This is a genomic window from Deltaproteobacteria bacterium (genome assembly GCA_016234845.1).
Lineage (GTDB): Bacteria > Desulfobacterota > Deferrimicrobia > Deferrimicrobiales > Deferrimicrobiaceae > JACRNP01.
In genome coordinates this window covers 1-26,279 of the sequence record JACRNP010000033.1, presented here as the reverse complement: position 1 = coordinate 26,279, position 26,279 = coordinate 1, and the positions used below count along the sequence as shown (strand labels likewise).

The window sequence follows — 26,279 nt, the reverse complement described above, 5'->3', positions numbered from 1 at the left end:
CGGTCAGGCGTCCGGAACGGGAGAGACGACCCCCCGGGGTCCGATCGGCGACGGCGCCTTGAGGGCCACGCGTTCCTGGGACCGGGCCAGCCGCTCCATCAGCCGCACTTCCCGGGGGCCGATCCGCATGGCGGTGTCGACCCAGATTTCAGTCACGTCCTGGAGCTGCTCGAAGCTGACTCCGAACAGCCGGCGGCGGACCTTCCTCACCGCCTCGTGCGCGTTCTGCCGCCCCGCGTTCCGGACGATGTATTCGTACACCGCGTTTTCCCCCCGACCGGCCTCCGCCAGGATGTCGACCACCCCTTCCGCGTGCAATTCCTCCGCGCGGTACAGTTTGCCGTTCAGCAGCATCCTCTCGGTCCTCTGGATCCCGATCCGCCGGTGGAGCAGGTTGTACGCCCCCATTCCGGGGAACAGGTTGAACATCACTTCGGGGAACCCCATCTGGGCGCCGTGCTCGGCGACGAGGACGTCCCCGCCCAGGGCCAGCTCGAAGCCGCCTCCCATCGCATCCCCCTGCACGAGGGATATGGTGAGGATCGGGAGGCGGAAGGCCACGACGTACTGATAGAGCGTATCGATGCAGGCGTGGGCGTACTTCCGCAATGTCTCCTCGTCCCTCTCCGTCACGCAGCGGGCGAACAGGGCGAGGTCTCCCCCGAGATTGAACACCCCGGGGGTTTTCGACGCGACGACGAAGTAACGGATATTCCGCCGCACGTCTTCCGGTTCGGCGGCCATGCGCTCCACGTCCGCCGCGAAGCTGCGCAGCTCCGTCAGGACTTCGAACGTGAAACAGGCGCGCGGCTTCGGATCGAGGAAGCACCACAGTGCGCCGTACTGCGAATCGAAACGAGTCGAAATGTGCTTATACGAGGGCTTGCTCGGGAAGATGTAAGGTGATACCGCACTCACGACGTATAACCCTCCCACATCCCCATGGATTTATACCAATATAACGACGTATTGTACTATGCAAACGGAAAATGGCAATCGAGAAGGATTCACGTTGTAGATTGGCGGGGTGATCGCCTGCCCGTGATTGTGTCGGCGAGGGGAAAGCGGTATCCTTCGAACGTCGACGCGAACTCAAGGTTTCCCCCCACGGAAAGAACCCGAAGGAGGTATCCCGTGAAAGACACGTTGAAGGTCGGCCAGGAGCACATCCACACGTACCGCGTCCCCGAGAACAAGACGGTGCCGCACCTCTACCCCGAGTCGAAGCTGTTCCAGGAGATGCCGAAGGTGTTCGCCACCGGCTACATGGTCGGTTTGATGGAGTGGGCGTGCATCGAGGCGCTGGCGCCGCACATGGAACCGGGGGAGGGGAGCGTCGGCACGATGATCAACGTGACGCACACCGCGGCGACGCCGCCGGGGATGACCGTCACCGTCCGCGTCCGCTGCACGCTCGTCGACGGCCGCCGGACCGGATGGGAGATCACGGCCGCGGACGACGTCGAGGTCATCGGGAAGGGGACCCACGAGCGGTTCGCGGTCGACTTCGCGAAGTTCAACGCCCGCGTGGCGAAAAAGGCCGCGGGCGCGTAACCCTCCCCCGAATCCTACCGATCGGTAAATTTCCTGTTGACACGGTTGCGCCCGTCCATATACTTACCGGTAGGTAAATTTCGGTCCGGAGTTCGGCGGGAGGGCGGAATGGCGAAAAGGGAGCGAAAGGAGGTCGAGCCGGGCGGCGAGGTGCGGGAGCGCCTCCTGTCCGGCGCGACCGCGCTGTTCGCCTCGAAGGGGTACGCGGCCACCACCGTCCGCGAAATCGTCTCGAAGGCGGGAGTGACCAAGCCGGTCCTCTACTACTACTTCCGCAGCAAGGAGGGGATCTACCTCGATCTCATGCGGGAGCCGTTCGGCAGGTTCGCAGCGCAGATCGAGGAGACGCTCCGCAAGCCCGGCTCGTCGAGGGAGCGGCTGTTCCGGCTCTGCCTCATGGCGTACGGCATCTTCATCGAGAACGTCGACGCGGCGAGGGTGATGTACTCCATCTACTACGGGCCCCCGCAGGGCGCGCCGTTCATCGACTTCGACGCATACCACCGCAAATTCCAGGAGGCGGTCCTCCAGGTCCTCCGGGAGGGGATCCGGGACCGGGAGTTCCGGCGGGTGAACCCGCACGACGCGATGTGGGCCGTCATCGGGGCGCTCAACATCGCGATGGAAGCGGAGCTGTGCCAGCCCCCCCAGAGCATCGGCCGGGACGGCGTACGGCGCGTCCTCGAGCTCGTTCTCGAGGGGATCGCGGCGGCAAGGAAGGCAAAAGGGGAACAGGGGAGGAAGTCATGAGTCGGAGATTCGACCTGGGGGCCGTCGTTCTCGCCGCGTTGCTGGCGGCGGCGGGGTGCTCCGGAAACGGAAACGCGAAGCCGGCGAAGGAGGCGGCCGCCGGGAAACCGCCCGTCGCCGTGGACGCCGCGAAGGCGTCGCTCGGGGACGTCACCGAGGAGATCCCGGTGGTCGGAACGCTCGCCCCGAAGTTCCAGGCGGAGATCAAGTCGGAGTACGGCGGAGTGGTCAGCGAGGTCTACGTGAACGAGTGGACCCGCGTTCGGAAGGGGGACCCGCTCCTCAAGGTGGACACGCGCGAAGGCGAGGTGATCCTGCTGAAGGCGAAGGCCTCCCTCGAGATGGCGAAGGCGTCCCTGCTCGAGGCGGAGGCGGCGGGCGTGCGCGCCGACCGGGAGCTCGCGCGGGCGTCGAACCTGTTCGAATCGGGGCTCGTCACCCGGCAGGGGCGAGACGACGCCCTCACGCAGAAGGATGCCGCCTCCGCGCGGGTCGAGGCGGCGCGGGCGCAGGTCGCGGCCGCGCGGGAGGACGTCTCGCACGCCGCCACGAGGATGTCGAAGGCGGTCATCCGCTCCCCGTTCGACGGGGCGGTGGCGGAGCGCCTGGTGAACGCCGGGGACCTGGTCGGGGAGATGCAGAAGGTGGTCTTCCGGCTGGTGGACAACCGCCTGCTCGAGCTGACGGCGAGCGTCCCGTCGGCGGAGATGGCCGCCGTCCGGGCGGGGCAGCCGCTCCTCTTCACGACGGACGCGTTCCCGGGAAAGGAGTTCGCGGGCAAGGTCACGTACATCAACCCGGGCGTCAACCCGGCGGACCGGTCGGTCCGGGTGGTCGCCGAGGTGCGCAACGTCCCCGAGCTGCTCAAAGGGGGGCTCTTCGTCAAGGGAAGGATCGTGACCGGCGCCCGGAAAGGGGTCGTCCTGATCCCCAGGGAGTCCCTTCTCTCCTGGGACGTCTCCGGGCGCAGGGGAGAGGTGTTCCTCGTCGACAACGGGGTCGCCCGGCGCAGGGCGGTGGCCACGGGGGCGGTCCAGGGAGGCGCCGTGGAGATCCCCTCGGGTCTTCCCCCCGGAGCCCCGGTGATCACGCGGGGCGGGTTCCTCCTTTCCGACGGCGACGCCGTGAAGGTCGCGGGAAACGGGGGGAGGTAGCCGATGTTCCTCTCCGACCTCTCCATCCGTCGCCCCATCTTCGCCGCCGTCATGATGCTGGCGCTGGTGACGCTGGGAGCCTTCGGACATGTTCCCCGACGTCGAGATCCCGGTGGTCACGATCGTGACGAAGTTCCCCGGCGCCTCTCCCGAGAGCGTCGAGCGGGAGGTGAGCAAGAAGATCGAGGAGGCGGTCAACCCGATCGCCGGGGTGAAGAAGGTCCTCTCGATCTCCCGGGAGAGCGTCTCCACGGTCATGGTCCAGTTCCAGCTCGAGGTGAAGCTGAACGACGGCGCCCAGGAGGCGCGCGCGAAGATCGCCTCCATCCGGGGGGAGCTCCCCCAGGGGATCGAGGAGCCGATCATCCGGAAGCTGGATTTCGCGGCGGCTCCGATCGTGTCGCTGGCGGTCCGCTCCGACGCGCTCTCCCCGCGGGACCTCACCACCCTCATCGAAAAGAAGGTGAAACGCCGCTTCGAGAACATCCCCGGCGTCGGGAAGGTCGACCTCGTCGGTTCGTCGAAACGGGAAGTCAACGTCGACGTCGATCCGTCGCGCCTCGAGGCGCTCGGAATGGGCGTGGACGAGGTGATCGCGGGGCTTTCGGCGGAGAACGTCAATACCCCGCTCGGGCGGATGACGCGCGGCGGGGCGGAATTTCCCCTGCGGGTCTCGGGGAAGCCGGACGCGGTTCCCCGCTTCCGGACGATGGTGATCGGGCAGCGGGGCGGCCGGCCGGTGACGCTGGGGGAGGTGGCCGCCGTGACGGACGGGATCGAGGAGCAGCGGTCCCTGGCGCTCGTGAACGGCGTCCCCGCCGTGGCGCTGGACATCCAGAAGCAGTCGGGCGCCAACACGGTCTCCGTGGTGGACGCGGTGAAGAGGGAGATCGCGAGGCTTTCGCCGGAGCTCCCCCCGGGGACGAGGATCGAGATGGTGCGGGACGCGTCGATCATGATCCGCGACTCGGTCCACGACGTGCAGACCACGCTGGTCCTCGGCGGCCTGCTCACGGTCTTCATCGTGTTCTGCTTCCTCAACTCCTGGCGGTCCACGGTGATCACGGGATTGACCCTTCCGATCTCGGTCATCTCCTCGTTCATCGTCATGAACTTCATGGGGATGACGCTGAACGTGATGACGCTGATGGCGCTTTCGCTGGCCATCGGCCTGCTGATCGACGACGCGATCGTGGTCCGGGAGAACATCGTCCGCCACCTCGAGCACGGGAAGGACCACTTCGAGGCGGCCCGGTTCGGGACCTCGGAGATCGGCCTCGCGGTGCTGGCCACCACGTTCTCCATCGTGGCCGTCTTCGTCCCCGTCGCGTTCATGAAGGGGATCGTCGGCCGGTTCTTCTTCCAGTTCGGCATCACCGTGGCGTTCGCGGTGCTGGTCTCCCTGTTCGTGTCGTTCACCCTGGACCCGATGCTCTCGTCCCGGTGGCACGACCCGGATATCGACCGGACCGGGAGGAGGCACCGGATCGCGCGGATCCTCGACCGGTTCAACGACTGGTTCGACCGCACGGCGGACCGGTACCGGGGGATGATCGCCTGGGCCCTCGGCCACCGGCTGGCGGTGGTCGGCATCGCGGCGGCGGCGTTCGCCGGCGGCATCTTCGCCTTCGCGTCGCTCAAGACCGAGTTCTTCACGCCGGTGGACCGGGCGGAGTTCCAGATCGACTTCAAGACCGCCCCGGACGCTTCGCTCGAGGAGACGCGCCGGCGCGTGGAGGCGGTCCTTTCCCAGGTGCGGAGCCTGCCCGAGGTGCGCAGCACCTTCGCCACCGTCGGCGCGGGCGACGCCGGGACGGTGCGCGACGGGATGGTGTACGTCAAGCTCTCGGAAAAGAAGGAGCGGGCGCGCCGGCAGGACGAGATCCAGCAGCAGGTGCGGGACCGGCTGGCCGCGATCCCCGGGATCCAGCCCGCGATCGTCGAGGTCGGCAGGATCACCGGGGAGAAGCCGTTCAACGTGGCGGTGCGGGGAGAGGACATCCAGCTCCTGAAGAAGTACGCCGCGCAGCTCAAGGCCGAGGTCTACCGGATCCCCGGGATCGTCGACCTCGAGGTCACGCTGGAGCAGGACATCCCGGAGTACCGGCTGACGGTGGACCGGGAGCGGGCGGCGGACCTCGGGGTCACCACCGGCAACGTGGTCCGGACCGTGGGCGCGATGGTGGGGGGCCAGGCGGTCACCACGTACGAGGATTCGGACGGGGACGCGGTGGACGTGCGCGTCCGGCTGCCGGCGTCGCTGCGGGAGAACCCGTCCCAGGTCGAGCGGCTGCGGTTCGCCGTGAACCGCGGACCGGAAGGGGCGGCGCTCGTCCCGATGCGCGAGGTGGCCCGGTACGCGATGAGCAACACCCCGTCCGAGATCAACCGGCAGGCGCTCACGCGGGAGGTCGTCCTCTCCGCCAACCTCGACGGGCTTCCCCTGGGGGAGGCGATGAAGAAGGTCAAGGCCGTGACGGACCGGATGACGATGGCGCCGGGGTACCACGTCGTGTTCACGGGGGAAGGGGAGGACATGGTCGAGTCGTTCGGCTACATGGCCGAGTCGCTTCTGCTTGCCGTCATCTTCGTGTACCTCATCCTGGCCGCGCAGTTCGAGTCGTTCCTCGAGCCGTTCTCCATCATGCTCTCCCTTCCGCTGTCGGTGGTGGGGATGGCCGGGATGCTCCTGCTCACGGGGGACACGGTGAACATCATGTCGCTGATCGGGCTCATCATGCTGATGGGCCTTGTGACCAAGAACGCGATCCTCCTGGTCGACTACGCGAAGGTCCTGCAGGCGGGGGGGATGGGACGGACGGAGGCGGTGATCGCCGCCGGGCGGACGCGGCTTCGGCCCATCCTGATGACGACGCTCGCGATGATCTTCGGAATGCTCCCGCTGGCCCTGGCGATCGGCGCGGGGGCGGAGGAGCGGGCGCCGATGGCGCGGGCGGTCATCGGGGGCCTCATCACCTCCACCTTCCTGACGCTGCTCGTGGTGCCGGTCGTCTACACGCTGCTCGACGACCTCGGGATCCGGCTGCGCCGCCGATGGGAGGGAAAGACGGCGCCGGCGGGCGCGGTGGCGGCCGTCGCGATCGTGCTGGCCGGCGCGGCGGCGTTCGCTCCCGCCGCGCGCGCCGCGGAGCCGGAGCCGGGGGTCGAGATGCTGACGCTCGACGACGCGTACCGGATCGCGCTCGAGAGCCACCGGGACATCCGGAGGGCGCTGGAGCTCCGGAACCGCCTGGAGGGGAAGTACGTCGAGGAGCGGGCGGCCGCCCTGCCGCAGCTGTTCGGATCGGCGGAGGGTTTCCGGAGCTGGGACGCGACGCAGGAGGTGTTCGGCGTTCCCCCGTCGTCCGCGACCGCGGACGCGCAGCTGGGAGTGTCCCAGCCGCTCTACACCGGGGGGCAGGTGACGGCGGCGATCCGGGCGGCGCGCGTCGGCCTGGCCACCGCGGACGACCAGGTGCGGATCGCCCGGCAGTCGGCGCTTCTCGACGTGTCGACCGCGTTCCACGACATCCTGCTGGCCCGCGAAACGGAGGCGATCGCCGTCCAGAGCCGGGACCAGAAGACCCGGTTCCTCGAGGAGACGAGGAAGCGGAACGCGGCCGGGACCGCCACCGAGTACGACGTGCTCGTGGCGAAGGTCGACCTGGAGAACGCGCAGCCGGCGATCGTCCGGTCGCGGAACCAGGTGGTGACGCTTCGGGAGCGCCTCCGGTTCCTCCTCGGCGCGGGCGGCCGCCCGGTCGACGTCCGCGGGGAGCTCGCCGCGGAGATCGCGCCGTGGCCGGAGTACGAGGGCGAGCTGGCGAAGGCGGTGGAAAACCGCCCGGAACTTTCCGACCTGCGCCACCGGATCGGCGTTTCCGAGCAGCTGGTCGAGATCGCACGGTCGGGAAGCATGCCGCGCGTGGAGGCCCGGGCCGGGGCCGGCTGGAAGGATTTCCGCCAGGGGGAGGCGGGGGCGGACGGAAAGACGTGGTCCGCGGGGCTGTTCGCCACGTGGCCGCTGTTCGACGGGATGCGCACGAGGGGCCGGGTGGCCCAGGCGGTGAGCGACCGGAACACGCTGCGGATCGAGGAGGCGCAGCTGCTGGACGCGATCGCGCTCCAGGTCCGCGACGCGGTGAACGCGGTCCGGGAGGCGGGGGAGGTCGTCGGGGCGATCGCGGACACCGTCGTCCAGGCGGAACGGTTGCTGTCTCTCGCCGAGAAGGGGTACGAATACGGCGTGAAGACGAAGCTGGAAGTCGACGACGCGCAGCTGAACCTGAGCCGGGCGAAAGGGAACCTCGCCCGCTCGCGGAGGGACTACCGGGTCGCCGGCGCGGCGCTCCTCCGCGCGACCGGCACTCTGGGGGGGGACAGGGTGGCGTCGTACGACGCGAAGCAGCCGTTCAAGCCCGCGGCGTCGCCCGTCGGGATCGTCCGGGAAGTGCTCACGGGAAAACCGGCGCTTCGCTGACGATCCGGGGCGCCTACCCCTTGGCGGGCTTCCGCTTTCCTTTTCTCGCGGCTTCCTCGGCCTGCTGACGCGCCTCGGCAACCCGCTCCTCGGCCTTCCGGCGATCGAGCTGCGCCCCGAACCAGCAGATTCCGGCGATCGACACGACGATGGCGGCGGCGAAGAGGAGGGTGGTCCGCGGGGGGGCCGCGATGGCCGAGTCCAGCCCCCCCTGCAGGTAGCCGATGAGGCCGTAGGCCGTGATGCCGGTGAAGACGGCGATCGAGACGCTCAGTCCCTGGATCGCGATCCGCTTGGAGAGCTGCAAGGGCGAACCCCTCGGAAAACCCGGGAATTCGCCCATCGTATCACGGAACGCCTACTTGAAGTGCCGGGCAAGCTTCCCCTTCAGCCGAAGGACCGCCTGCGAGTGGAGCTGGCAGATCCGGGGCTCGCCGAGGTTGAAGATCCGGCTGATCTCCCGCAGCGTCAGGTCCTCGTGGTAGTAGAGCGCGATCAGCTGCTTCTCCCGCTCGGGGAGCATGTCGATCGCCTTCCCGAGGAGGTCCTTGAGCTCCATCGTGAGCTCCGCCTCGCGCGTCTCGTCCATCGCCGCGTCGGCCAGCACGTGCCGCAGCCCCGCGCCCCCTTCCTCGTCCTCGTCCTGGATCGCGTCGAGGGAGAACACCGTCATCCCGGTGAACATGGCCAGCTGCTTCCGCAGGTCGTCGATCGTGATGCCGAGCTCCTGCGCCACCTCTTCCTCCTCCGGAGGGCGGCCGAGGATGTTCTCGAGCCGGTTGTAGGCGTACTGCAGCCGGGAGGAGTGCTGCCGGGCCGACCGCGGGAACCAGTCCATCTCCCGCAGGTAGTCGAGCATCGCCCCGCGGATGCGGAACTCGGCGTAGGTCTTGAACTTGATCCCCCTGGAGGCGTCGTACCGGTCCAGCGCGTCGAGGAGGCCGACCACGCCGGAACTCACGAGGTCGTCGGTCTCGATGTGCGGGGGCAGGCGCAGCTTCATCCGCATCGCGTGGATGCGGATGCCGGGGAGAAACTCCTCCACGACCGTTTCACGGCTGGGTTTCCGGGCCTTCCGGGGAGGGGATGCCTTGCGGGGCTTCGTTCTGCCGTGGGATAGCACTGCCTGGCCTCGCATCATGGCGTTTTTCCTCGCTTGTCAGGGGCTGGGGGATAGCCTGCTGCCCGTACAATATGGCAAGCGTCGTGCCATGAAAGGCCGAAGTACAACTTATCGATATTTAGTGCTTTTTTGTTTAGCGGGTGGAACAGGAGGAAGAATTTCCGTCAAAGGACCGTTAAGGCCGTCAAATCCTTGACGGTTTGGCGTCGAGAATCGAGCGGACCTTCCGGGCCAGGGTTCCCCTCTCGTAAGGCTTCTGAAGGTAGTCGTCGAACTCGTGCGACGCCCGGCCGGCGGCCGTCCCCTCCGCGGTGTATCCCGAGCAGAGGATCGAACGGAGGCCCGGACGGATCTCGCGGAGCCGGCGCATCGTCTCGATCCCGTCCATCCCCGGCATGATCTTGTCGAGGATCACGAGGTCCACCTTCTCCGGGGCGGAGCGGAGGATCTCGATTCCCTCCTCCCCGGAGGGGGCGGGCAGCGGCGTGTATCCGAGGGACCGTAGCAGGTCGCAGAGGAGGTGGAGCGGTATGTCCTCGTCGTCGATGACGAGGACCGTCTCCCGGCCCATCGGCGCGCTGGCCGAAGGGAGGGAGGGCTCCTCCTGCCGATCCGAATCCTCCGAGACCGGGAGGAGGATCTGGAAGGTGGTGCCGACCCGCTCCCGGCTCTCCATGCGGAGGAATCCCCCGTGGGACCGGACGCACGTGTAGACCATCGAGAGGCCGAGCCCGGTCCCCTCACCCGGCGCCTTCGTCGTGAAGAACGGCGCGAACACCTGCATCCGGATCGACTCGGGGATCCCGCACCCGGTGTCGGAGACGAGGATCGACACGTACCGGCCCTCGGGAACCAGGACGTCGTTGAAGTAGACGTTCCCGTCCGAGTGGAACGAACCGGTCGAAAACGCCAGCAGCCCCCCGGAAGGCATGGCGTCGTTCGCGTTCACGCCGAGGTTCAACATGGCCTGCACCAGGGTTCCCGGGTCCCCGAGGACCGGCTCGGGCGGAGCGTCGAAGTCGGTGCGGAGCTCCACGTTCTTGTTGACGGAACGCGACAGGATCTCGATCGCCTCCCCGATGACCCGGTGGATGTCGAGGGACCGGAACTTCGGGGACTCCCGGCGCGAATAGGCGAGCAGCTGCCGGGTCAGCTCCGAGGCGCGGCGGGCCGAACGCTCGATGTAGGCGGCAGCGCCGTACCCCTCGCCGTCCTCCGGGATGACGGTCTTCAGGAGGGAGGCGTACCCGAGGATTCCGGTCAGGAGGTTGTTGAAGTCGTGGGCGATCCCTCCGGTCAGCCGGCCGATGACCTCCATCTTCTGGGCCTGGGCGAGCTGCTCCTCCGTGTGGCGGAGGCGGGAGGACAGCTCCTCGATCCGGGATCGGAGGGAAGCGACGAGATCGGGGTCCAATGGGGTCAGCTCGAGGGGCCGGGGGCTTCCGCGGCGTCGAGGTTCTTCCGCTTCAGCATCTCGACGAAGGTCGTTCGCTTGAGGCCCAGCAGGGTGGCCGCGCGGTTCTTGTTCCCTCCGGCGAGATGCAGCGCCTGCCGGATGAGCGCGTTCTCGAAATCCTCCGTGGCGCTCTTCATGTCGAGGCCGCTGTCGCCCAGGACCGGGATGGCGGATTTCAGGAACCCGTCGGCGCGGAGGATCTTCCCGGGGATGTCCGACGCCTCGATCCACCCGCTCCCTTTCAGGACCACGACCCGCTCGACCAGGTTCTCGAGCTCCCGGACGTTCCCCGGCCAGGGGTACCGGAGCAGCGCCTCGAGGGCGTCCGGACGGATCCCCTCGAGGGCGCGTCCCTTCTCCCGGTCGTACCGCGCGATGAAGTGGGACACGAGCACGGGGATGTCGTCCCGGCGCTCGCGCAGCGGGGGGATCCGGATCGGGATCACGTTCAGGCGGTAGAACAGGTCGGACCGGAAGCGTCCCTCGGAGACCTCCTCGTCGAGGTCCTTGTTGGTGGCGGCGATGACGCGGGCGTCCACCGGGACGGCCCGGTTGCCGCCCACGGGGGTGACCGACTTCTCCTGCAGCACCCGGAGGAGCTTGGTCTGCAGGTTCGGGCTCATCTCCCCGATCTCGTCCAGGAAGATCGTCCCGTTGTGGGCCGCCTCGAACTTTCCCGCCCGCGCGGCGTGGGCCCCGGTGAACGCCCCCTTGACGTGGCCGAACAGCTCGCTCTCGAGGAGCTCTCCCGGGATGGCGGAGCAGTTGATCGGCACGAGCATCCGGTCGGCCCGGGGGGCGAGGTAGTGGACGGCCCGCGCGACGAGCTCCTTCCCGGTGCCGCTCTCCCCGGTGATCAGCACGGTCGAGTCGGTGTCGGCGACCTTCCGCACGAGGGAGAGGACTTCCTGGATCGGCTCGCTCACGCCGATGATGTTCTCCAGCCCGTACCGCCCCCGCGCCTGCGACCGGAGATTCGCGTTCTCCTTCCGCACGCTCGTGAGCTCCAGGACGCGCTCCACGAGGTGGACCACCTCGTCGACGCTGAACGGCTTGGTGATGTAGTGGAAGGCCCCCATCTTCATCGCGCTCACGGCGGACTCCACCGTCGCGTGGCCGGTCATCAGGATGACCTCCGCCCCGGGGCGCACCTTCCGGGCGTGCGCCAGCACGGCGAGCCCGTCGGGCCCCGGCATCTTGAGGTCGGTCAGGATGACGTCGACCGGCTGCTGGTCGATCGCCTGGAGGGCTTCCGTTCCGGTCCGCACCTCGTGGACCAGGAGGTCGGGACGACGGAACACGGAGCGGAGCAGGCCGAGGGTCGTCTCGTCGTCCTCGGCGATCAGCAGCGTTTTTCTCATCGCGTCAAGTGTACCCAAAGCCGGTCCCCGGGTAAAGTTTCCCGCCGGTGCGGTCGATAACACCAGTGTGGGCGGCGTCGCCGCCGCCACGGCGCGGGGGAACAGGAGGGGGCGTTGTGAAGGCATCCGACAACCGGGGGTGGGGGGCGCTGTTCGCCGAAGCGGGGCGGGCGGTGGAGATCCTCTCCCCGGTCCGTCTGCGCCGGATCGAGGAGATCCGGGTCGCGCTCCGCGAAGGGAGCTACCGGGTCGACGGCCGCCAGGTCGCCGAAAAGATGGTGTCCGACGCCGTCCGCGAGCTCCGGGAACGCCCCCGCTGACCGCCGTCCCGCCGGCGCGGCGGGATCCGGCTCCGCGACGCACAAATCTGTTGCCTCTTCTCGCGCCGATGGCGTATCTTCCACCCATGCGGTTGGTGATCGACGGGAACGAGGTCCGCCTGGACGCCTCAACGCCTGAAACCCTCGGCGCCGTCGTCGCGGAGGCCGGCAGATTGGCGGCGGCCCGGGGTCGGGTGGCCCACCGGATCGAGGTGGACGGGCGGGAGATCTCCACCCGGGAAGAGCGGGAGATGTCCTCGCGCCCCGCGGCGGAGCTCGGCCTGGTCCGCGTGCAGACCACCACGCCGGCGGCGCTCCTCCGGGAGGCGCTCGACGGCGCCCTCGATCTCTCCGCGGCGATCCGGCGGGACGCGAAGGAGGTTTCCTCTTCCCTCCGCTCCGGCGACGTCCCGTCGGCGAAATCCCTCTACGTCTCCTGCATCGAATCCCTCGGCACGTTCTTCCAGCTCGCCGGCGCGGTCTTCAACGGCGTCCGGAGCGGGGCGTTTCCCCTCCCGGTCGCTGCCGACGGGGAAAAGGAGGAGCTTCCCGGTCCGCCCGGCTCCACCGCGGACATCCTGCAGCGGCTCCTAGCGGCGCAGAAGGAGGAGGACTGGCGCCGGATGGCGGAACTCCTCGACCGGGAGGTGACTCCCAACCTCGAGGAATGGTCCGCCTTCTTCTCCGCCATGCGGGGCCGGGGATGACGCCGGGTCGGCGGGGCCGCGGTTCGACCGGGATCGGTCCGATCGTCGCCCTCCTCCTGCCGTTTTTTGCCGCGCCGTGGGCCTTCGCGGACGACCTCGCCGTCCGGGTGGAAGGCCGGATCCTCCGGAAGGCCGCCGGGAAGCTCGTCTTCTCCCTTTCCTCGTTCGATCTCGGCGGGGAGAAGGAGGTGCGGCTCCGGAACCGGAAGACGGGAGAGGCCCGCGCGGTGAAGGTTTCGGCGGCATACGACGACATCAGCTACTCCGAACCGCTTGCCGACGCGGATCTCGCGGCGATCGCCGAGGCCGACTGGATCGCCTGGGTCGACTGGCGCGTTCCGCGAACCGGGGAAGCGCTGAACCGCCGGCTGTACCGGGTCCACCAGGAGCAGAACCGCCTGCGGCGGGAGCTGGGGAGCGCCTTGACGGAGGGCGGCGACCCGTCGGTGAAGGTGAGCTCCCGCATCACCTTGAACAAGCTCGAGAGGTTCCACCGGGTCGGGACCGTGCTCGCAAGGGAGATCCTGCGGATCAACGGCGGGAACCTCGAGGTCAACCCGTTCGAATCTCCCGTGCGCGTGGAGATCGGGTTCAACCCGTTCGGCGGCGGATCGCCGGCGGCGAGGGTCGACCCGACGGCGCAGGCGAAGGAAGTCGTGTACTGGGAGATCCACCGGATCCTCACGCAGCAGTACGGGGTGGGGGAATCGGAGGTCGACTTCGTCTACGACTCCCCCGCCACGGTGCGCGAGATCGTCCCCCCCCCGGGAATCGACGACGCCGCGAGGAGCGGATTCGTCCCGTCCGTCACCCTTTCCCCGATCGCCGTGGACACCGCGGTGTACCTCACCCACCAGGGGATCGGGGCCGAGGCGCAGAAGTACGTGCGGATGAGGATGTACCGGACCCCCTTCATCACGGACCGGGTGCTGCTGGACGCCTTCGTGAACACGGGAAGCGTGGTGTACGTTTCGGGGGCGGAAACGGCCCTCTCGTTCGTCCCTCCCTTCGCGAGGCCGGGCGACGTCTTCCACATCGACCCGGAGGACGGGAAGGGGGAGATCCCCGTGGCCGTCGCATCCGTGCGGGACACGGAGGGCGTCTCGGTCTCGGCGCCCCTTCCTCCGGAGCAGATCTCCCGCGTCAAGCCGGGGATGGTCGTCCGCAGGAAGTAGGAGGGGAACGTGGGCCGTGGCGATTTCGACCGGGCGTTGCGGAAGGCGCTCGCCGAGCTGCCTCCCGTCTTCCGCGACGCCCTGGCCAACGTCGCCGTCGTCGTGGAGGAGTGGCCTCCCGACTGGCTCCTCGACGAGCTGGGCGTGCCGCCGGACGAAACGTTGTACGGCTTCTACCACGGCGTGCCGCTGCCGGAGCGGTCGTTCCAGGACTCCGGGAACCTTCCGGACAAGATCTCGCTCTACCGGGGGCCGCTCGAGGAGGATTTCCCGGGAAGGGATGAGCTGGCCCGGGAGATCCGGATCACGCTGCTGCACGAGATCGGCCACTACTTCGGGATGGACGAGGAGGAGCTCTCCCGGCTCGGATACAGGTGAAGCCTCGCCACAAGACGAAGGGAGGTTCGGGATGTTCCTTCTGAGACGGGAATTCCACGACGGCGCCGAACGCCCGGAGATCGTTTACCTGCACGCGGAAGTCGCCCCGGAGGGCGGGGCCGCGGGGACGGCGGAGCGGACGACCCTCGTCGTCGCGCCGGCCGGAAGGCCCGGAAGGAGGGAAGCGTGCATCCGGGTTCCCGAACCGGGAGGCACCGGACGGTTCGTCGTGCGGTACCGGTTTTCCGTGGTCCGGGGAGGGGAGGAGCGGTGCTCGCCGTTCTTCGAAGTCGCCGTTCCATCCGACGACGTGCTTCCCGACCTCTTTCGGATCCCCGAGGACGGGGAGGGGAATCTCCGCCCGGCGCCGGGCAGGGGATATTTCCGGATGGTCCTGCCCCTCGCGGAAGGGGAACGGGCGGGCGGCGTGTTCCGGTACGGCTTCGGCGCGATGCGGAAGAAGCCGTCGCCCTCCCTGTGCAGGGCCTCGGTCGACGCGGGGAACGGTCCCGCGCCGGTCGTCTGGGTCCCCGAGTCGCTCTCGGTGCTCAAGGGGCGCCCCATGCCGTATTACCTGTACCATCTGTCCGAAGGCGGCGAATTGCGGGCGGACAAGATCGCCTGCGCGCGCGTCGTCCTGCGGGACCCGGAGGGGGAGATCGTGTCGGCGCGTCTCGTGTGGGGCGATTCCTCCTGGCGGGCTTCCAACGTGACGGCGATGGAGGCGAAGCGGCCGGGGATTTTCGAAGGGTACGTGTTCGGTCCGTCCGGAGGCGGCGTGGAGTACTGTTTCCAGCAACTCTCCCGGAGGAAGTCCGGAGCGAACGAGGCGGGGTGGAGAAACCGGGAAGGCGGGGGGAACTGGGAGGTGACGCTCTAACCGGGGCGCCTCGCGCGGATCGCCTTCATCGCCGCAAGCAACGCCCCGACCTCCTCGTCGGTCCCGACCGAGATCCGGAGGCACCCGTCGAGCCGCGGGGTGTCGAAGTGGCGGACCAGGATCCCGCGGCGCTTCAGGGCGTCGTAGACGGGACGTGCCGATCCCCCGCCGGCGCGTCGCGCCAGCACGAAGTTGCTCCGGGACGGGAACGGGAGGAACCCCGTTCCGGGGAGCCCGGCGATCAACGCTTCCCGCGTCCTCCGGACCTTCGCGGCGTTCCGCTCCATCCACTCGATGTCCGCGAGCGCGGCCGCCCCCGCCGCGATCGACAGGCGGTTCAGGTTGTAGGAATCCCGTACCTTGTTCAGCCCCTCCACGATCCGCGGGTGGGCGAATCCCAGGCCGATCCGCAGTCCCGCGAGGGAGAACGACTTCGAGAACGTCCGCAGCACGATCACGTTCTCCATCTCCCGGGCGAGGGAGAGGGCGTTCGCGTCGGAGAAGTCCGCGTACGCCTCGTCGATCACGAGAACCCCGGGTACGGCTTTGGCGAGCGCCGCGCGTCCCCCTCCCCGAGGAACACCTTCGCGATCATGGCCAGCAGGTCGTCCGAACCGTTCCCCGCGACGATCCGCGAAAGGTCGAATCCGTACGTCATCGCGGCCTGCCGCCGCAGGGCGGTCGCCTCGGGGTCCGGGTCGAGCCGCAGGGGATCTCCCAGTTCCGCGAGGATCGCCTTCCGGACCTGCGGAGACGGCGGGTACGGGTTCTCGTTCGTGTTCAGCTTGATCACGCCCGGCTCCCGCGGCTGTTCCCCGGGGACGTACCCTTCCATCCGCGCGATGTTGCGCCGGAACGTGACGCTCATCCCTTCCCCCGAGCCCGGATCTTCTCCCCGAGCCGCAGCCAGGCGGGAACCGAGCGGCGCACGGCGTCCGGCGACAGGCAGTACGCGACCCGGAAGTGGCCGCTCCGGCCGAAGCCGGCTCCCGGCACCACGAGGATCCCCTCTTCCCGCGCGGCGGCGACGAACGCCATCTCGTCCGGAAGCGGGGACTTCGGGAAAAGATAGAACGCGCCGCCGGGCGGCACGACGTCGATTCCCGCCCGGGAGAGCGCGTCGAGGAGCACGTTCCGGTTCTCCCGGTACACCGAGACGTCGGCCGGCAGCTCCTGGAACTTCGCCACGGCGCGCTGCAGGATCGCCGGCGCGTTCACGAATCCGAGCACCCGGTTGCAGAAGACGCACGCCTCCGCCACCTCGGCGGCGTCCGCCGCGCGGGGGGACACGGCGAGGTATCCGATCCTCTCGCCGGGCAGGTTCAGGTCCTTGGAGTGGGAGTACGCCACGAGGGCGTTCCGGAGCGAGGCCGCGGGCGGGACGAAACGCGTTCCCTCGAAGACGATCTTCCGGTACGGCTCGTCGGAGATCGCGTAGATCGTGGTCCCGAACCGTTTCTCCGCCGCCGCCAGCACCCCGTCGAGCGCGGCAAGGTCGTCCCCCGGGTAGACCGCGCCGGTGGGATTGTTCGGCGTGTTGAGGAGGATCGCGCGGGTCTTCGGCGAAAGCGACCGCCCGATCGAATCGAGGTCGAGCTGGAACCGCGAATCGGTCTCCGCCGTGACCGGGACCCCCCCCGCGTTGCGGATGTAGAAATTGTATTCGACGAAATAGGGGGCCAGGATCACGACCTCGTCGCCGGGGGAGAGGAGGGCGCGCAGGGCCACGTTCAGCGCTCCCGCGGCCCCGACGCTCATGACGACCAGCTCTTCCCGGAACGGCAGGCCCGTCGCGCCGGACAGCGATTCCGCCGCCGCGCGGCGCACCTCCGGGAATCCGGCGTTGGGCATGTATTTGTGGAGGCCCGGCGGCGGATTCGAGGCCAGCCGGGCGAGCTCCGCCGCCAGCGCCGCCGGCGGATCCCCGTACGGGTTCCCCAGGGTGAAGTCGAAGACGTTCTCCGCCCCGAGCCTTCCTTTGAGCACCGCCCCTTCCTCGAACATCTTCCGGATCCACGATCCGTTCCGGATCGCCTCGCGGATCTCCGGCGCAACGGGCATTCCCGGTCCCCCGATCGCGGCGCGACAGGCCGATGGTGACGACGGAACACGATACGCCACTTTCCGGCGTCGCCGCAAGGCCCGGAAATCGGGCGCCATCCGGCGGTTGAATCCTTTCCGCTCATGGAATAAAGTGGTCGGGACAGCGGACGGACGTCCCAGCCGACTTCAACCGCTTCGTGGGGGTAGATGGTGACGCGCACCTTCCGTGGATCCTTTACCGTCCTGGTCCCGCTCCTGTTCCTCGCCGCCTGCGCGCCGGGGAACAAGCTCCACGTCCCCGGCGAGCTTTCCCGCCCGCCCCGGCCCGGGGGCCCTCCCGCGGGGGCGCCGGTCGCCGCGGTCGCCGATTTCTCCTACGCCTCGGACTCTCCCGGCGTCATCGGCCGCGACTACGACCGGGTTCGGCAGATCGTCTGGAAGGGGGAGCCCGGCAAGGCGATGGCGGACCTCGTGGCCGGCGCGCTGACCGACGGCGGTTCACCGGCGGTCCGCGTACCGGCGGACGCTCCCGCGCCCGCGGACGTCCCGGTCCGGATCTCGGGATCGGTCCGCCGGTTCGAGGTGAACGCCCGTCGGAGCGGCGTCCTGAACGTCCTGACGGAGGCCACCGTCACCCTGGTGATCACCGCCTCCGGCCCGGGCGTGCCCCCGTCCTGGGAGAGCACGGTCACCAGCGGCACCACCTTGACGGACATGTTCCCCACGCCGGACGACCTGCGGGAAGCGCTGTTGTCGGCCGCGAACTCGGCGGCGGAGGAAGCCGCCCGGCGGCTTCTCGAGGGGCGCGTGATCCCCGCCCCGTCCGCGGTGGACAAGGGGGGGGGCGGAACCTCCCGATGACCGGTCCCGGCCGTCGGTCCGCCGCCTGGGCGCTGCTGCTCGCCGCGGTTCTCTTCGCCGCGGGGTGCGACTCCCGGAAGCACAAGGTCGAGATCCTCGAATCCCCCATCCCGTCCGGAGATCCCCCCGTCAAGATCGCCTCCTCGGACGAAGCCGCCCCGTTCTTCCGCAAGGTGGCGGACGCGTACGCGTCGCGGAAACGGATCCGGCTCGATCTGTTCGAGACGCAGTCGAGGAACATCCCGGAGCTGCTCCTCTCCGGGTCCGTCGACATCGGGGTGACATCCGGCGGGATCCCGGCGGAGGCGGCGGGGAAGAACCTGAGCTACGTGCCGTTCGCGCACGACGCCATCGCCTTCATCGCTTCCCCCGACGCGGGCGTGCGCTCCCTCACGTCCTCGCAGATCCGCAGGATCCTGTCCGGGGAGATCGACGACTGGAGGGAGGTGGGCGGGAAGGCGGGGCACATCAACGTCGTGGACCGCCCCCCGACATCCGTGACGCGGGTCTCCCTGGGGAAGGCGCTCTTCGGCGGAAAGTTCCCCCCGGCGGGTCACGCGGTGGTGGCGGAGACGAGCGAACTCGCCATTCAGGCCATGCGGAGGCTTCCCGGGTATTTCGGGTTCGGCCCGCTGTCCCGGCTCACGGTCGAGCAGATTCCGGGCGTGCTCGTCGCGGTGGACGGGATGCCCGCGCTGGCGCCTTCCGCCCCGGGCAACGGATACCCGGCGCGCGTGGAGTACGGGATCATGTTCCGGAAGGACGCCCCCGAGACGGTCAAGGAGCTGGCGGGGTTCTTCCTCACTCCGGAGGGCGGACACGAGCTGGCCACACTCGGTTTGACGCCGTCCGCCAAGGGGCTATCCATGGCGGCGTGCCACTGCCGGAAGCAGGAGGGGATCTTCCTCCCCGCCGGGAAGAAGTCGGTCCTCGCCGGGACCTTCACTCTCGCCGTCGTGCCGGAGCTCGGGGCGATCACGCAGGAGAACCGGTATTCCGGGGTGCTCCAGCGGATCGCCGACGGCATGGGGGTCCGCACCCGGCTCATGCACCTGTCCTCCTACGACCAGGTGATCGAGGAGTTCCACGAGGGGAGGATCGACGCCGCCTTCGTCGGCAGCCTGATGTACGGAAAGCTGCGCCAGAGGGCCGGTGTCATCCCGCTGGCCCGCCCCGAAAAGCAGGGGAAGTCGATGTACCACGGCCTGATCCTGGTGCGGAAGGCCGACCGCATCGCCGCCTTCGCGGATCTGCGCGGAAAACGTCTCGCGTACGTCCCGAACACCTCGGCGGGGGAGCTGTTCGCGAAGTCCAAGGTGTCCGAAGCGGGGGGGGAGTGGCCCGGTTACTTCGGCAGGACGGTCAGGGCGTCCTCGCACGAGACGGCGGTGGAGCTTCTCCTCTCCGGCGAGGCGGACGTCGCGGCGGTGAAGGACCTGGTGCTCGACCGGATGGCGGCGTCCCGCCCCGCGCTCCGGAAAGCGTTCACCGTGCTGTCGTTCTCCACGACGTTTCCGGAGAACGCGCTGGTCGTCTCCCAGCACCTCGGGGAGACGGACCGCGCCAGCCTCCGAAGGATCCTCCTTTCCCTCCATGAGATCCCGGGGGGGTTGGACGCCCTCCGGAGCCTCGGGGCCGACCGGATGGTTCCGACGTCGGACCAGGACTACGCGGGCATGTACGGTCTCGCCCGGAAGGTCGGGTACCGCCTGGACGGCGGTGGATGATCCCGCTTCGGTTTCCCCGGACGCTCGGCGCCCGCATCGCGGGACTCTTCGCTTTCCTTCTCGTCGTGGTCACGATCGCGGTCTCCGTGGTGATCCGGGAGTTCGTCCGGCGCGACCTGGAGAAGGGCACCCGCGACAGCCTCCTCAACATGCAGGACCGGATGGCGGACTCGCTCGAGCGGAACCGCCGGGAGGCGTCCCTCTTCGCGGAGCTCGGGGCGCAGGCGGAGCGTTCCGAGCAGAACGCGGCCGACCGCGGGAGCGCCATGTTCCAGGTCACGCTGGTCGAGGAGACCCGTCTCCGCGGGATCCGGCTCGAGTCGGTCGCCGCCGGGGATTCCCGGGAGCTCCAGGCGACGGTGCTCCAGCGGGGGTTCGCGGGAATGCCGACGGTGGATTACGTCCTGGTGAAGGGCGGGGCGGGCCGCGTCCACCTGGTGGCCGCCTCGCCGGTCGGGGGGATCGAGAAGGACCGCCGGGTCGTCACGGCGACCCTCCCGCTCGGGCGGGAGTTCCTTCGGAAGGAGAGCCGCGCCATCGGCGGGGAGGTGACCCTTCTGCAGCGGGGGGACATGCTGGCCACCTCGTCGTCCTGTTTCGGCTGCACCGCGTGCCTGCGGCAGGTCATGAGCTCCGCGGAGCAGTGGCGCCGGATGGAGGAGGGGCGCCCGATCTACTTCACCTTCGAATGCAATCCGGAGCCGCAGGCGGTGGTCGCCGTCCCGCTGCGCACCTTCGACGGGCAGACGGTGGCGCTTGCGCTGTCGCGCTCCCGGCTGAACGAACGGAACGCGCTGCGGAACGCGACCATCGCGGTGGCCGGCATCGGCGCCTCGATCACGGTCGCGCTGGTGTGCATCTTCCTCTTCCTCGTCTCCCGGGTCGTCCGCCCCCTTCGGGAGCTGACCCGCGCCGCCTCCGCGATCGCGGAGGGGCGGTACGGGGAGACGGTGCCGGTGCGCGGCGACGACGAGGTGGCGGTGCTGTCCGGCACGTTCAACCGGATGAGCGTCTCCATGGACAACGCGATGCGGGAGATCTCCGACTGGAACCGGCTGCTCGAGACCCGGGTCGAGGAGAAGAAGCGCGAGCTCGAGGAGGTGCACCTCCGGATGATCGAGGTGGAGAGGCTCGCCGCGATGGGGCAGGTGGCCGCCGGGATCGCGCACGAGCTGAACAACCCGCTGAGCGGGATGATGGGGTACTCCGAGCTGGGCATCGAGCTGTTCCGAGACCGGGACCCCGGGAGCTTCACGCCCCAGGAGCTGGCCCGGATGCGCGGCTACTTCGACAACATCTGCGGGTTGACGCGGCGGTGCAGGGACATCATCCTCGACATGCTGAAGTTCGCCCGCCAGCCCACGGAGGAGTTCTCGCTGCAGTCGCTGAACGACCTGGTCGGGGAGACGCTCGCCTTCCTCGAGAACCAGCTCCGCCAGGGAAACGTGACGTTCCGGACGGAGTACTCCCCGGCCCTCCCGCCGTTCCAGGGGAACGCGCTCCAGATGCAGCAGGTGTTCACGAACCTCGTCATGAACGCGGCCCAGGCCATGCCGGGGGGCGGCGTGGTGTTCGTGCGGACGCGGCGGTCGGGGGAGCGGCTGGAGGCCGAAATCTCGGACACGGGTTCGGGGATCCCTCCCGAGGTCCTCCGCCGCATATTCGACCCCTTCTTCACGACGAAGCCGGTGGGCGAGGGGACGGGGCTGGGGCTGTCCGTCAGCCGGAGCATCGTGATGCGGCACGGGGGGGAGATCTCCGTGTCGAGCGCCGTCGGCAAGGGGTCGACGTTCACCGTCGTCCTGCCGGTCTCCCACGGGAACTCCGCCGCGCCGGACGGCAAGGAGAAGGCGTGACCGTTGCGTTCGCCGGGGCCCTCGGGGATATCCCGGCCGACCGGTGGGATTCCCTGCTGGCCGCGCAGCCCCGCCCTTCCCCGTTCCTCTCCCGCCGGTTCCTGGTCCCCTGGCACCGTTCGTTCGGCGCGGATTGCGACGTCCGGGTCGCGCGGTGGTCGCGCGGATCCGGTGCCGACGAGGGGCTCCTTTTCCTGTGCCGGCGCGGAGAGGGGTGGGGGTTCCTCGGGAGCGGGCAGGTGGCGGATTACCTCGACGCCCTCGTCGTTCCCGGGAGGGAGGAGCCGTTCTGGCGGGAGTTCCTCGAAGACGGACTCCCGGCGATCGGCGGCGGGACGCTCACGCTTCCGGGGCTGGTGGAGGGGGCGGCCTCGCTGTCGGTCCTGCCCGGCGTCTGCCGGGAGATGGGGATCGCCTGCGCCGTCGAGGAGATGGACCGCGCGCCGTACGTGACCCTTTCCGGCTCCTTCGACGATTACCTCGGGCGGCTCGGGAAGAAGGAGCGGCACGAGCTTCGCCGGAAGATGCGACGCTCGGAGGAGCTGCTGCCCGGCGTCGCGTACCGCGTGACCGGCACCCCGGAAGAGCTCGGCCGGGACCTGCCGTCCTTCATCGACCTCCACCGGAGGAGCGATCCGAAGAAGGGGATGTTCATGGACGACCGGATGGCGGGATTCTTCCGGGAGGTGGCGGAGGGGTTCCTCTCCTCGGGGGAGCTTCGACTGGCGTTCCTCTCGGGCGGCGGCGGGGACGTCGCCTCCGTGTTCCAGTTCCGGACCGGCGGTTCGCTCCTCCTGTACAACTCGGGGTACGACCCGTCGTGGCGCGCCGCCAACCCCGGCCTCGTCCTGATCGCGCGGTGCATCGAGCGCGCGGCGGCCGAGGGGGCGCCGGAGTACGACTTCCTGCGGGGGACGGAACGGTACAAGTACGACCTCGGCGGAACGGACCGGGTGGTGTACCGGATCACGGTGACCCGTTGACGCGCCACCTCCTCGTCTCCTACCACACCTGCCCGATGGAGGAGCCCGGGGAGGGGCTGTCGGGGGGCATGAACATCTTCCTTCGCGGCCTGCTCCGGACCCTCGGCCGGCGCGGAATCTCCACCGACGTCCTGACGCGCGCCGCGGGGGATACCGTGGAGGTCACCGAACCGTTCCCCGGCGTGCGGATCTTCCACGTCCCGTGCGTCTTCCCGGATCCCCCCACGCGCGCGGGAGCGTGGGAGTCGGTGGACGCCTTCGTCGGGAACGCCCGGCTGCTCCTGCGGGGGGAAGGGGTGGCGCCCGCCGCGGTGTCCGCGCACTACTGGATGTCGGGGGTGGCGGCCCGCCGGATCGTCGACGCCCCGATGGTCTTTTCCTACCACACCGTGGAGGCGCGCAAGGCGCCGGCGGCCGGCGCGGAGGAGGCGCCGCTGTCCGCCGTCCGGAGGCGGGAGGAGGCGAACCTTTCCCGGGCGGCCGACCGCGTGGTCTGCTTCACGGAGCACGACCTCGCGGAGAACGTCCGGATCCTTCCGGACCTCGCCGGCAAGGGGGTCGTCATCCCGCCGGGGGTGGAAGGGCGCTTCCGCCGCCTGATCCCGCGGGAAGTCGCCCGCTCGTACGCGGGGCTCCCCGGGTCGGGGGCGATCTTCCTGCTCGCCGCGCGCGACGACGCGGGGAAGAACGCCGGTGCCGCGATGCGGGCGTTCGAGGCGGTCCGGGAACGGTGGAAGGGGAAGGTGACGCTCCTGGTCGCGGGCGGGGCGGGGGAGGCGTCGGATCCCTCCGCCGGGGTCATCGGCCTGGGCCCCGTCCCCCACGAGGGGATGCCGGTCCTCTTCGCCTCCGCGGACGTCGTGGTCTGCCCCTCGCTCTACGAATCGTTCGGCATGGTGCCCCTGGAGGCGCTGGCGGGGGGGATCCCGGTGCTGGTGCCGGAGGGGACGTACTGGGGGGAGAAGGTGCGCGAGGAGGGCGGCGGGCTCGCCTACCGGCCGGACGATCCGGAAGGGCTCTCCGGGGCGATGCTGTCGCTGCTCGCGGACCCGTCGCTGCGCGCCCGGCTGTCGGTGGCCGGGCCCTCGGTCGCGGCGCCGTTCACGTGGGAGAGGTGCACGGATTCCTGGGAGCGGCTGCTCGCTTCCGTTTCCACGATTCGAACGAGGCCATGATCTCCTCGAGTTCCTGGCGGGCGGCGTCGTCCCCGTACTGCATCGGCGGGTGCTTCATGAAGTAGGCCGAGGGGGCGAGCATCGGGCCGGACAGCCCCATGTCCCTCCCGAGGCGGCAGAAGCGGATCGCGTCGATCCCCACCCCGGCGCTGTTCGGCGAATCGGTGACGGAGAGCCGCAGCTCGATCTCGATCGGCAGCCCGCCGAACCCTTCCCCCTCGATCCGAAGGAAGCAGAGCTTGTTGTCCTTCTGCCACGGCACGTAGTCCGAAGGGCCGATGTGGACGTCGTCCGCGTCGATGTCGTGCGACAGCGCGCTGGTCACGGCCTCCGTCTTGGAGATCTTCTTCGATTCCAGCCGCGATCGGGAAAGCATGTTCAGGAAGTCGGTGTTCCCGCCGGTGTTCAGCTGGTACGTCCTCCGCAGCCGGATGCCGCGGTCGGAGAAGAGGCGGGCGAGCCCCCGGTGGACGATCGTCGCCCCGAGCTGCGACTTCACGTCGTCGCCCACCAGCGGGATCCCGGCGCGGCGGAACCGGTCGGCCCACTCCGGGTCCGACGCGAGGAAGACGGGGATGCAGTTCACCAGGCTTACCCCCGCGCGAAGGCACGCCTCCGCGTAGAAGCGGGTCGCCGCCTCGGAGCCGACGGGGAGGTAGTTCACCAGGATCTCGGCGCGCGAATCGCGCAGGACCCGTTCCACGTCGCAGGGGGCCTCGGGCGCCGGCAGGAACGTCCGGTCGTCGGGGTAATCGGCCATGTGCGGGGCCACGCCGTCCAGCACCGGCCCCATCCGGACGGTCGGGCCGCCGGCCGGCATCCGGTCGACGAAGCGCTTGGTGCAGTTGGGCGGCGAGAAGATCGCCTCGAACACCGGGCGGCCGACCTTCCGCCGGTCGATGTCGAACGCGGCGACGATCTCGATGTCGCCCGGAAGGTACCCGCCGATGTCGCGGTTCATGAGCCCCGGGATGAATTCGCCGGGAGGCGACACCGGAGCGTCCCTGTAGAATTCGATCCCCTGGAGCAGCGCGCTGGCGCAGTTCCCGACGCCCGCCACCGCGATCCGGATCTTTCCCATGTCGACCGCCCCCGTTCCGATTGTCCGTGGATGTGCCTACTCCGCGCTCCCGTTGGATTCCGACGGCTTCGGATCGGTTTCGCCGTCCGTCGCCGCCTCCCCCCCGGGGAGGGGAAGCTCCCGGCCGCACTCCCAGCAGCGGGGCGGGGCCTCCCGGACCTGGAGACGCTCCGGGGACACGAAATTCTGCGCGGAGCAGGCGCCGCAGTAGACGATCATCGGGGGCGATTGTATACCGTACCCCCTTGTTTGACAAAGAAGAACGCGGAAGCATATCATTGCGCCATGCAGATCGAAAAAGGGATCGACAAGCTCGTCAAGACCGTCCGCGTGATGATCCTCGACAAGCCGGGCTACTTCGGGAAGGTCGCCACCGCCATCGGAAACGCGGGGGGGAACATCGGCGACATCAAGCTCGTGGGCTTCGGGCTGGAGTACAACACCCGGGACGTCACGATCTTCGTGGACAGCGAGCCGCAGCTCCAGGGGGTGCTCGAGGAGCTGGGCAAGGTCGAGGGCGTCATCATCTCCGACATCATCGACCCGGTGCTCGAGATGCACCGGGGCGGGAAGATCTCCGTCAAGTCGCGGATCCCCGTCGACAGCATCTCGACGATCCGGAAGATCTACACGCCCGGCGTCGCCAAGGTGTGCAAGCTGATCCAGCGGAAGCCGGAGCTGGCGTACGACTACACGGTGATCCCGAACTCGGTCGCGATCGTCACCAACGGCACCGCCATCCTGGGGCTGGGGGACATCGGCGCGGTCCCCGGCATGCCGGTGATGGAGGGGAAGGCGGCCCTCTTCGACGCCCTGGTCGGGATCAACGGGATCCCGATCCTCATCCAGAGCAAGGACACCGAGGAGATCATCCGGACGGTCGCCTCGATCGCCCCCACCTTCGGCGCGATCAAGATCGAGGACATCAAGGCGCCGGAGTGCTTCGAGATCGAGGACCGGCTGAGCGAGATGCTCGACATCCCGGTGATGCACGACGACCAGCACGGGACCGCCGTCGTGGTCCTGGCGGCGCTGCTGAACGCCAGCAAGTACGTCGGGATGCAGGTGAAGAACGACACGGTGGGGATGGTCGGCCTGGGCGCGGCCGGGATGGGCATCTCGAAGCTCCTGATGGCGTACGGCGTCCGGAAGATGCTGGGGGGGGACATCAACCCGGTGGCGCAGGAGATTTTCGCGAAGGCGGGCGGTAAACCG

The 26,279-nt window shown here is 69.1% G+C and carries 22 protein-coding genes and 2 pseudogenes; 15 read left to right on the top strand and 9 right to left on the bottom strand.

Features of this window, described 5'->3' with window-relative positions; genetic code table 11:
- Positions 1 to 3: 3 nt before the first annotated feature.
- A complete protein-coding gene (locus HZB86_03300) occupies positions 4 to 918 on the bottom strand; it encodes a crotonase/enoyl-CoA hydratase family protein (GenBank protein ID MBI5904564.1) in 915 nt (304 codons plus the stop codon).
- A gap of 216 nt (positions 919 to 1,134) precedes the next feature.
- On the opposite strand from HZB86_03300, the gene HZB86_03295 reads away from it, so the two are divergent.
- From HZB86_03295 to HZB86_03280, 4 genes and pseudogenes are all read left to right on the top strand, one after another.
- Positions 1,135 to 1,554 carry a thioesterase family protein gene (locus HZB86_03295; GenBank protein MBI5904563.1) on the top strand — a complete coding sequence of 140 codons (420 nt, stop codon included), beginning with the start codon at positions 1,135 to 1,137 and terminating at the stop codon, positions 1,552 to 1,554.
- A gap of 108 nt (positions 1,555 to 1,662) precedes the next feature.
- Positions 1,663 to 2,304 (top strand): TetR/AcrR family transcriptional regulator, encoded by a 642-nt coding sequence (locus HZB86_03290; protein ID MBI5904562.1) that lies wholly within the window; start codon positions 1,663 to 1,665, stop codon positions 2,302 to 2,304.
- Positions 2,301 to 3,458: an efflux RND transporter periplasmic adaptor subunit gene (locus tag HZB86_03285; protein ID MBI5904561.1), complete on the top strand. Its 1,158-nt coding sequence runs from the start codon at positions 2,301 to 2,303 to the stop codon at positions 3,456 to 3,458. Before HZB86_03290 ends, HZB86_03285 begins: the two co-directional genes overlap by 4 nt.
- Positions 3,459 to 3,461: 3 nt before the next feature.
- Positions 3,462 to 7,938 (top strand): annotated as a pseudogene (locus tag HZB86_03280) (efflux RND transporter permease subunit).
- 13 nt (positions 7,939 to 7,951) lie between these two features.
- On the opposite strand, the gene HZB86_03275 reads toward HZB86_03280, so the two are convergent.
- From HZB86_03275 to HZB86_03260, 4 genes are all read right to left on the bottom strand, one after another.
- Positions 7,952 to 8,245, bottom strand: coding sequence for a hypothetical protein (locus HZB86_03275; protein ID MBI5904560.1), 294 nt, complete (start codon positions 8,243 to 8,245; stop codon positions 7,952 to 7,954).
- 51 nt (positions 8,246 to 8,296) lie between these two features.
- A complete protein-coding gene (locus tag HZB86_03270) occupies positions 8,297 to 9,079 on the bottom strand; it encodes a FliA/WhiG family RNA polymerase sigma factor (GenBank protein MBI5904559.1) in 783 nt (260 codons plus the stop codon).
- A 166-nt stretch (positions 9,080 to 9,245) separates the two neighbouring features.
- Positions 9,246 to 10,475, bottom strand: a complete 1,230-nt coding sequence (locus tag HZB86_03265) for a response regulator (GenBank protein MBI5904558.1) — start codon at positions 10,473 to 10,475, stop codon at positions 9,246 to 9,248.
- Positions 10,476 to 10,480: 5 nt separating this feature from the next.
- Positions 10,481 to 11,878, bottom strand: a complete 1,398-nt coding sequence (locus tag HZB86_03260) for a sigma-54-dependent Fis family transcriptional regulator (GenBank protein MBI5904557.1) — start codon at positions 11,876 to 11,878, stop codon at positions 10,481 to 10,483.
- 116 nt (positions 11,879 to 11,994) lie between these two features.
- Between HZB86_03260 and HZB86_03255 the strand changes: the two genes are divergently transcribed.
- The 5 genes from HZB86_03255 (at position 11,995) to HZB86_03235 (ending at position 15,338) form a co-directional block, all read left to right on the top strand.
- Complete coding sequence (locus tag HZB86_03255; protein ID MBI5904556.1) at positions 11,995 to 12,198, top strand: flagellar biosynthesis anti-sigma factor FlgM; 204 nt, start codon at positions 11,995 to 11,997, stop codon at positions 12,196 to 12,198.
- Between the two features lie 86 nt (positions 12,199 to 12,284).
- On the top strand, positions 12,285 to 12,905 hold the full coding sequence (locus HZB86_03250; protein ID MBI5904555.1) for a hypothetical protein: 621 nt from the start codon (positions 12,285 to 12,287) through the stop codon (positions 12,903 to 12,905).
- Positions 12,902 to 14,080 carry a hypothetical protein gene (locus HZB86_03245; protein ID MBI5904554.1) on the top strand — a complete coding sequence of 393 codons (1,179 nt, stop codon included), beginning with the start codon at positions 12,902 to 12,904 and terminating at the stop codon, positions 14,078 to 14,080. The genes HZB86_03250 and HZB86_03245 overlap by 4 nt, the downstream gene beginning before the upstream one ends.
- Before the next feature lie 9 nt (positions 14,081 to 14,089).
- Positions 14,090 to 14,458, top strand: a complete 369-nt coding sequence (locus HZB86_03240) for a metallopeptidase family protein (protein MBI5904553.1) — start codon at positions 14,090 to 14,092, stop codon at positions 14,456 to 14,458.
- A 31-nt stretch (positions 14,459 to 14,489) separates the two neighbouring features.
- Positions 14,490 to 15,338, top strand: a complete 849-nt coding sequence (locus HZB86_03235; GenBank protein MBI5904552.1) for a hypothetical protein — start codon at positions 14,490 to 14,492, stop codon at positions 15,336 to 15,338.
- Here the strand turns inward: HZB86_03235 and HZB86_03230 are convergent.
- Both HZB86_03230 and HZB86_03225 read right to left on the bottom strand, forming a co-directional pair.
- A pseudogene (locus HZB86_03230) lies at positions 15,335 to 16,206 on the bottom strand (aminotransferase class I/II-fold pyridoxal phosphate-dependent enzyme). The gene HZB86_03235 and the pseudogene HZB86_03230 sit on opposite strands and share 4 nt — an antisense overlap.
- Positions 16,203 to 17,399 (bottom strand): pyridoxal phosphate-dependent aminotransferase, encoded by a 1,197-nt coding sequence (locus tag HZB86_03225; GenBank protein ID MBI5904551.1) that lies wholly within the window; start codon positions 17,397 to 17,399, stop codon positions 16,203 to 16,205. Before HZB86_03225 ends, HZB86_03230 begins: the two are co-directional and overlap by 4 nt.
- A gap of 189 nt (positions 17,400 to 17,588) precedes the next feature.
- Here HZB86_03225 and HZB86_03220 point away from each other — a divergent pair, with 189 nt between their 5' ends.
- Genes HZB86_03220 through HZB86_03200 form a run of 5 tightly spaced genes read left to right on the top strand, consistent with a single transcriptional unit; the run spans position 17,589 to position 23,983 of the window.
- On the top strand, positions 17,589 to 18,242 hold the full coding sequence (locus tag HZB86_03220) for a hypothetical protein (GenBank protein MBI5904550.1): 654 nt from the start codon (positions 17,589 to 17,591) through the stop codon (positions 18,240 to 18,242).
- Complete coding sequence (locus HZB86_03215; GenBank protein ID MBI5904549.1) at positions 18,239 to 19,969, top strand: PhnD/SsuA/transferrin family substrate-binding protein; 1,731 nt, start codon at positions 18,239 to 18,241, stop codon at positions 19,967 to 19,969. Before HZB86_03220 ends, HZB86_03215 begins: the two co-directional genes overlap by 4 nt.
- Positions 19,966 to 21,825, top strand: coding sequence for a HAMP domain-containing protein (locus HZB86_03210; protein MBI5904548.1), 1,860 nt, complete (start codon positions 19,966 to 19,968; stop codon positions 21,823 to 21,825). The genes HZB86_03215 and HZB86_03210 overlap by 4 nt, the downstream gene beginning before the upstream one ends.
- Positions 21,822 to 22,808, top strand: a complete 987-nt coding sequence (locus tag HZB86_03205) for a GNAT family N-acetyltransferase (GenBank protein ID MBI5904547.1) — start codon at positions 21,822 to 21,824, stop codon at positions 22,806 to 22,808. Before HZB86_03210 ends, HZB86_03205 begins: the two co-directional genes overlap by 4 nt.
- Positions 22,805 to 23,983, top strand: a complete 1,179-nt coding sequence (locus HZB86_03200) for a glycosyltransferase (protein ID MBI5904546.1) — start codon at positions 22,805 to 22,807, stop codon at positions 23,981 to 23,983. The genes HZB86_03205 and HZB86_03200 overlap by 4 nt, the downstream gene beginning before the upstream one ends.
- Here the strand turns inward: HZB86_03200 and HZB86_03195 are convergent.
- Positions 23,910 to 25,064, bottom strand: coding sequence for an inositol-3-phosphate synthase (locus tag HZB86_03195; protein MBI5904545.1), 1,155 nt, complete (start codon positions 25,062 to 25,064; stop codon positions 23,910 to 23,912). The two genes, HZB86_03200 and HZB86_03195, sit on opposite strands and share 74 nt — an antisense overlap.
- A gap of 36 nt (positions 25,065 to 25,100) precedes the next feature.
- On the bottom strand, positions 25,101 to 25,283 hold the full coding sequence (locus tag HZB86_03190) for a hypothetical protein (GenBank protein ID MBI5904544.1): 183 nt from the start codon (positions 25,281 to 25,283) through the stop codon (positions 25,101 to 25,103).
- Between the two features lie 66 nt (positions 25,284 to 25,349).
- Here HZB86_03190 and HZB86_03185 point away from each other — a divergent pair.
- Positions 25,350 to 26,279: NAD-dependent malic enzyme (locus HZB86_03185; GenBank protein MBI5904543.1), on the top strand; the 930-nt coding region annotated here is incomplete at its 3' end.

Excerpts from the sequence above, each read along its gene's own strand:
- HZB86_03290 (MBI5904562.1), top strand. The coding sequence starts at position 1,663 with ATGGCGAAAAGGGAGCGAAAGGAGGTCGAGCCGGGCGGCGAGGTGCGG.
- HZB86_03285 (MBI5904561.1), top strand. The coding sequence starts at position 2,301 with ATGAGTCGGAGATTCGACCTGGGGGCCGTCGTTCTCGCCGCGTTGCTG.
- HZB86_03270 (MBI5904559.1), bottom strand. The coding sequence starts at position 9,079 with ATGATGCGAGGCCAGGCAGTGCTATCCCACGGCAGAACGAAGCCCCGC.
- HZB86_03260 (MBI5904557.1), bottom strand. The coding sequence starts at position 11,878 with ATGAGAAAAACGCTGCTGATCGCCGAGGACGACGAGACGACCCTCGGC.
- HZB86_03250 (MBI5904555.1), top strand. The coding sequence starts at position 12,285 with ATGCGGTTGGTGATCGACGGGAACGAGGTCCGCCTGGACGCCTCAACG.
- HZB86_03245 (MBI5904554.1), top strand. The coding sequence starts at position 12,902 with ATGACGCCGGGTCGGCGGGGCCGCGGTTCGACCGGGATCGGTCCGATC.
- HZB86_03235 (MBI5904552.1), top strand. The coding sequence starts at position 14,490 with ATGTTCCTTCTGAGACGGGAATTCCACGACGGCGCCGAACGCCCGGAG.
- HZB86_03225 (MBI5904551.1), bottom strand. The coding sequence starts at position 17,399 with ATGCCCGTTGCGCCGGAGATCCGCGAGGCGATCCGGAACGGATCGTGG.
- HZB86_03220 (MBI5904550.1), top strand. The coding sequence starts at position 17,589 with ATGGTGACGCGCACCTTCCGTGGATCCTTTACCGTCCTGGTCCCGCTC.
- HZB86_03215 (MBI5904549.1), top strand. The coding sequence starts at position 18,239 with ATGACCGGTCCCGGCCGTCGGTCCGCCGCCTGGGCGCTGCTGCTCGCC.
- HZB86_03210 (MBI5904548.1), top strand. The coding sequence starts at position 19,966 with ATGATCCCGCTTCGGTTTCCCCGGACGCTCGGCGCCCGCATCGCGGGA.
- HZB86_03195 (MBI5904545.1), bottom strand. The coding sequence starts at position 25,064 with ATGGGAAAGATCCGGATCGCGGTGGCGGGCGTCGGGAACTGCGCCAGC.
- HZB86_03190 (MBI5904544.1), bottom strand. The coding sequence starts at position 25,283 with ATGATCGTCTACTGCGGCGCCTGCTCCGCGCAGAATTTCGTGTCCCCG.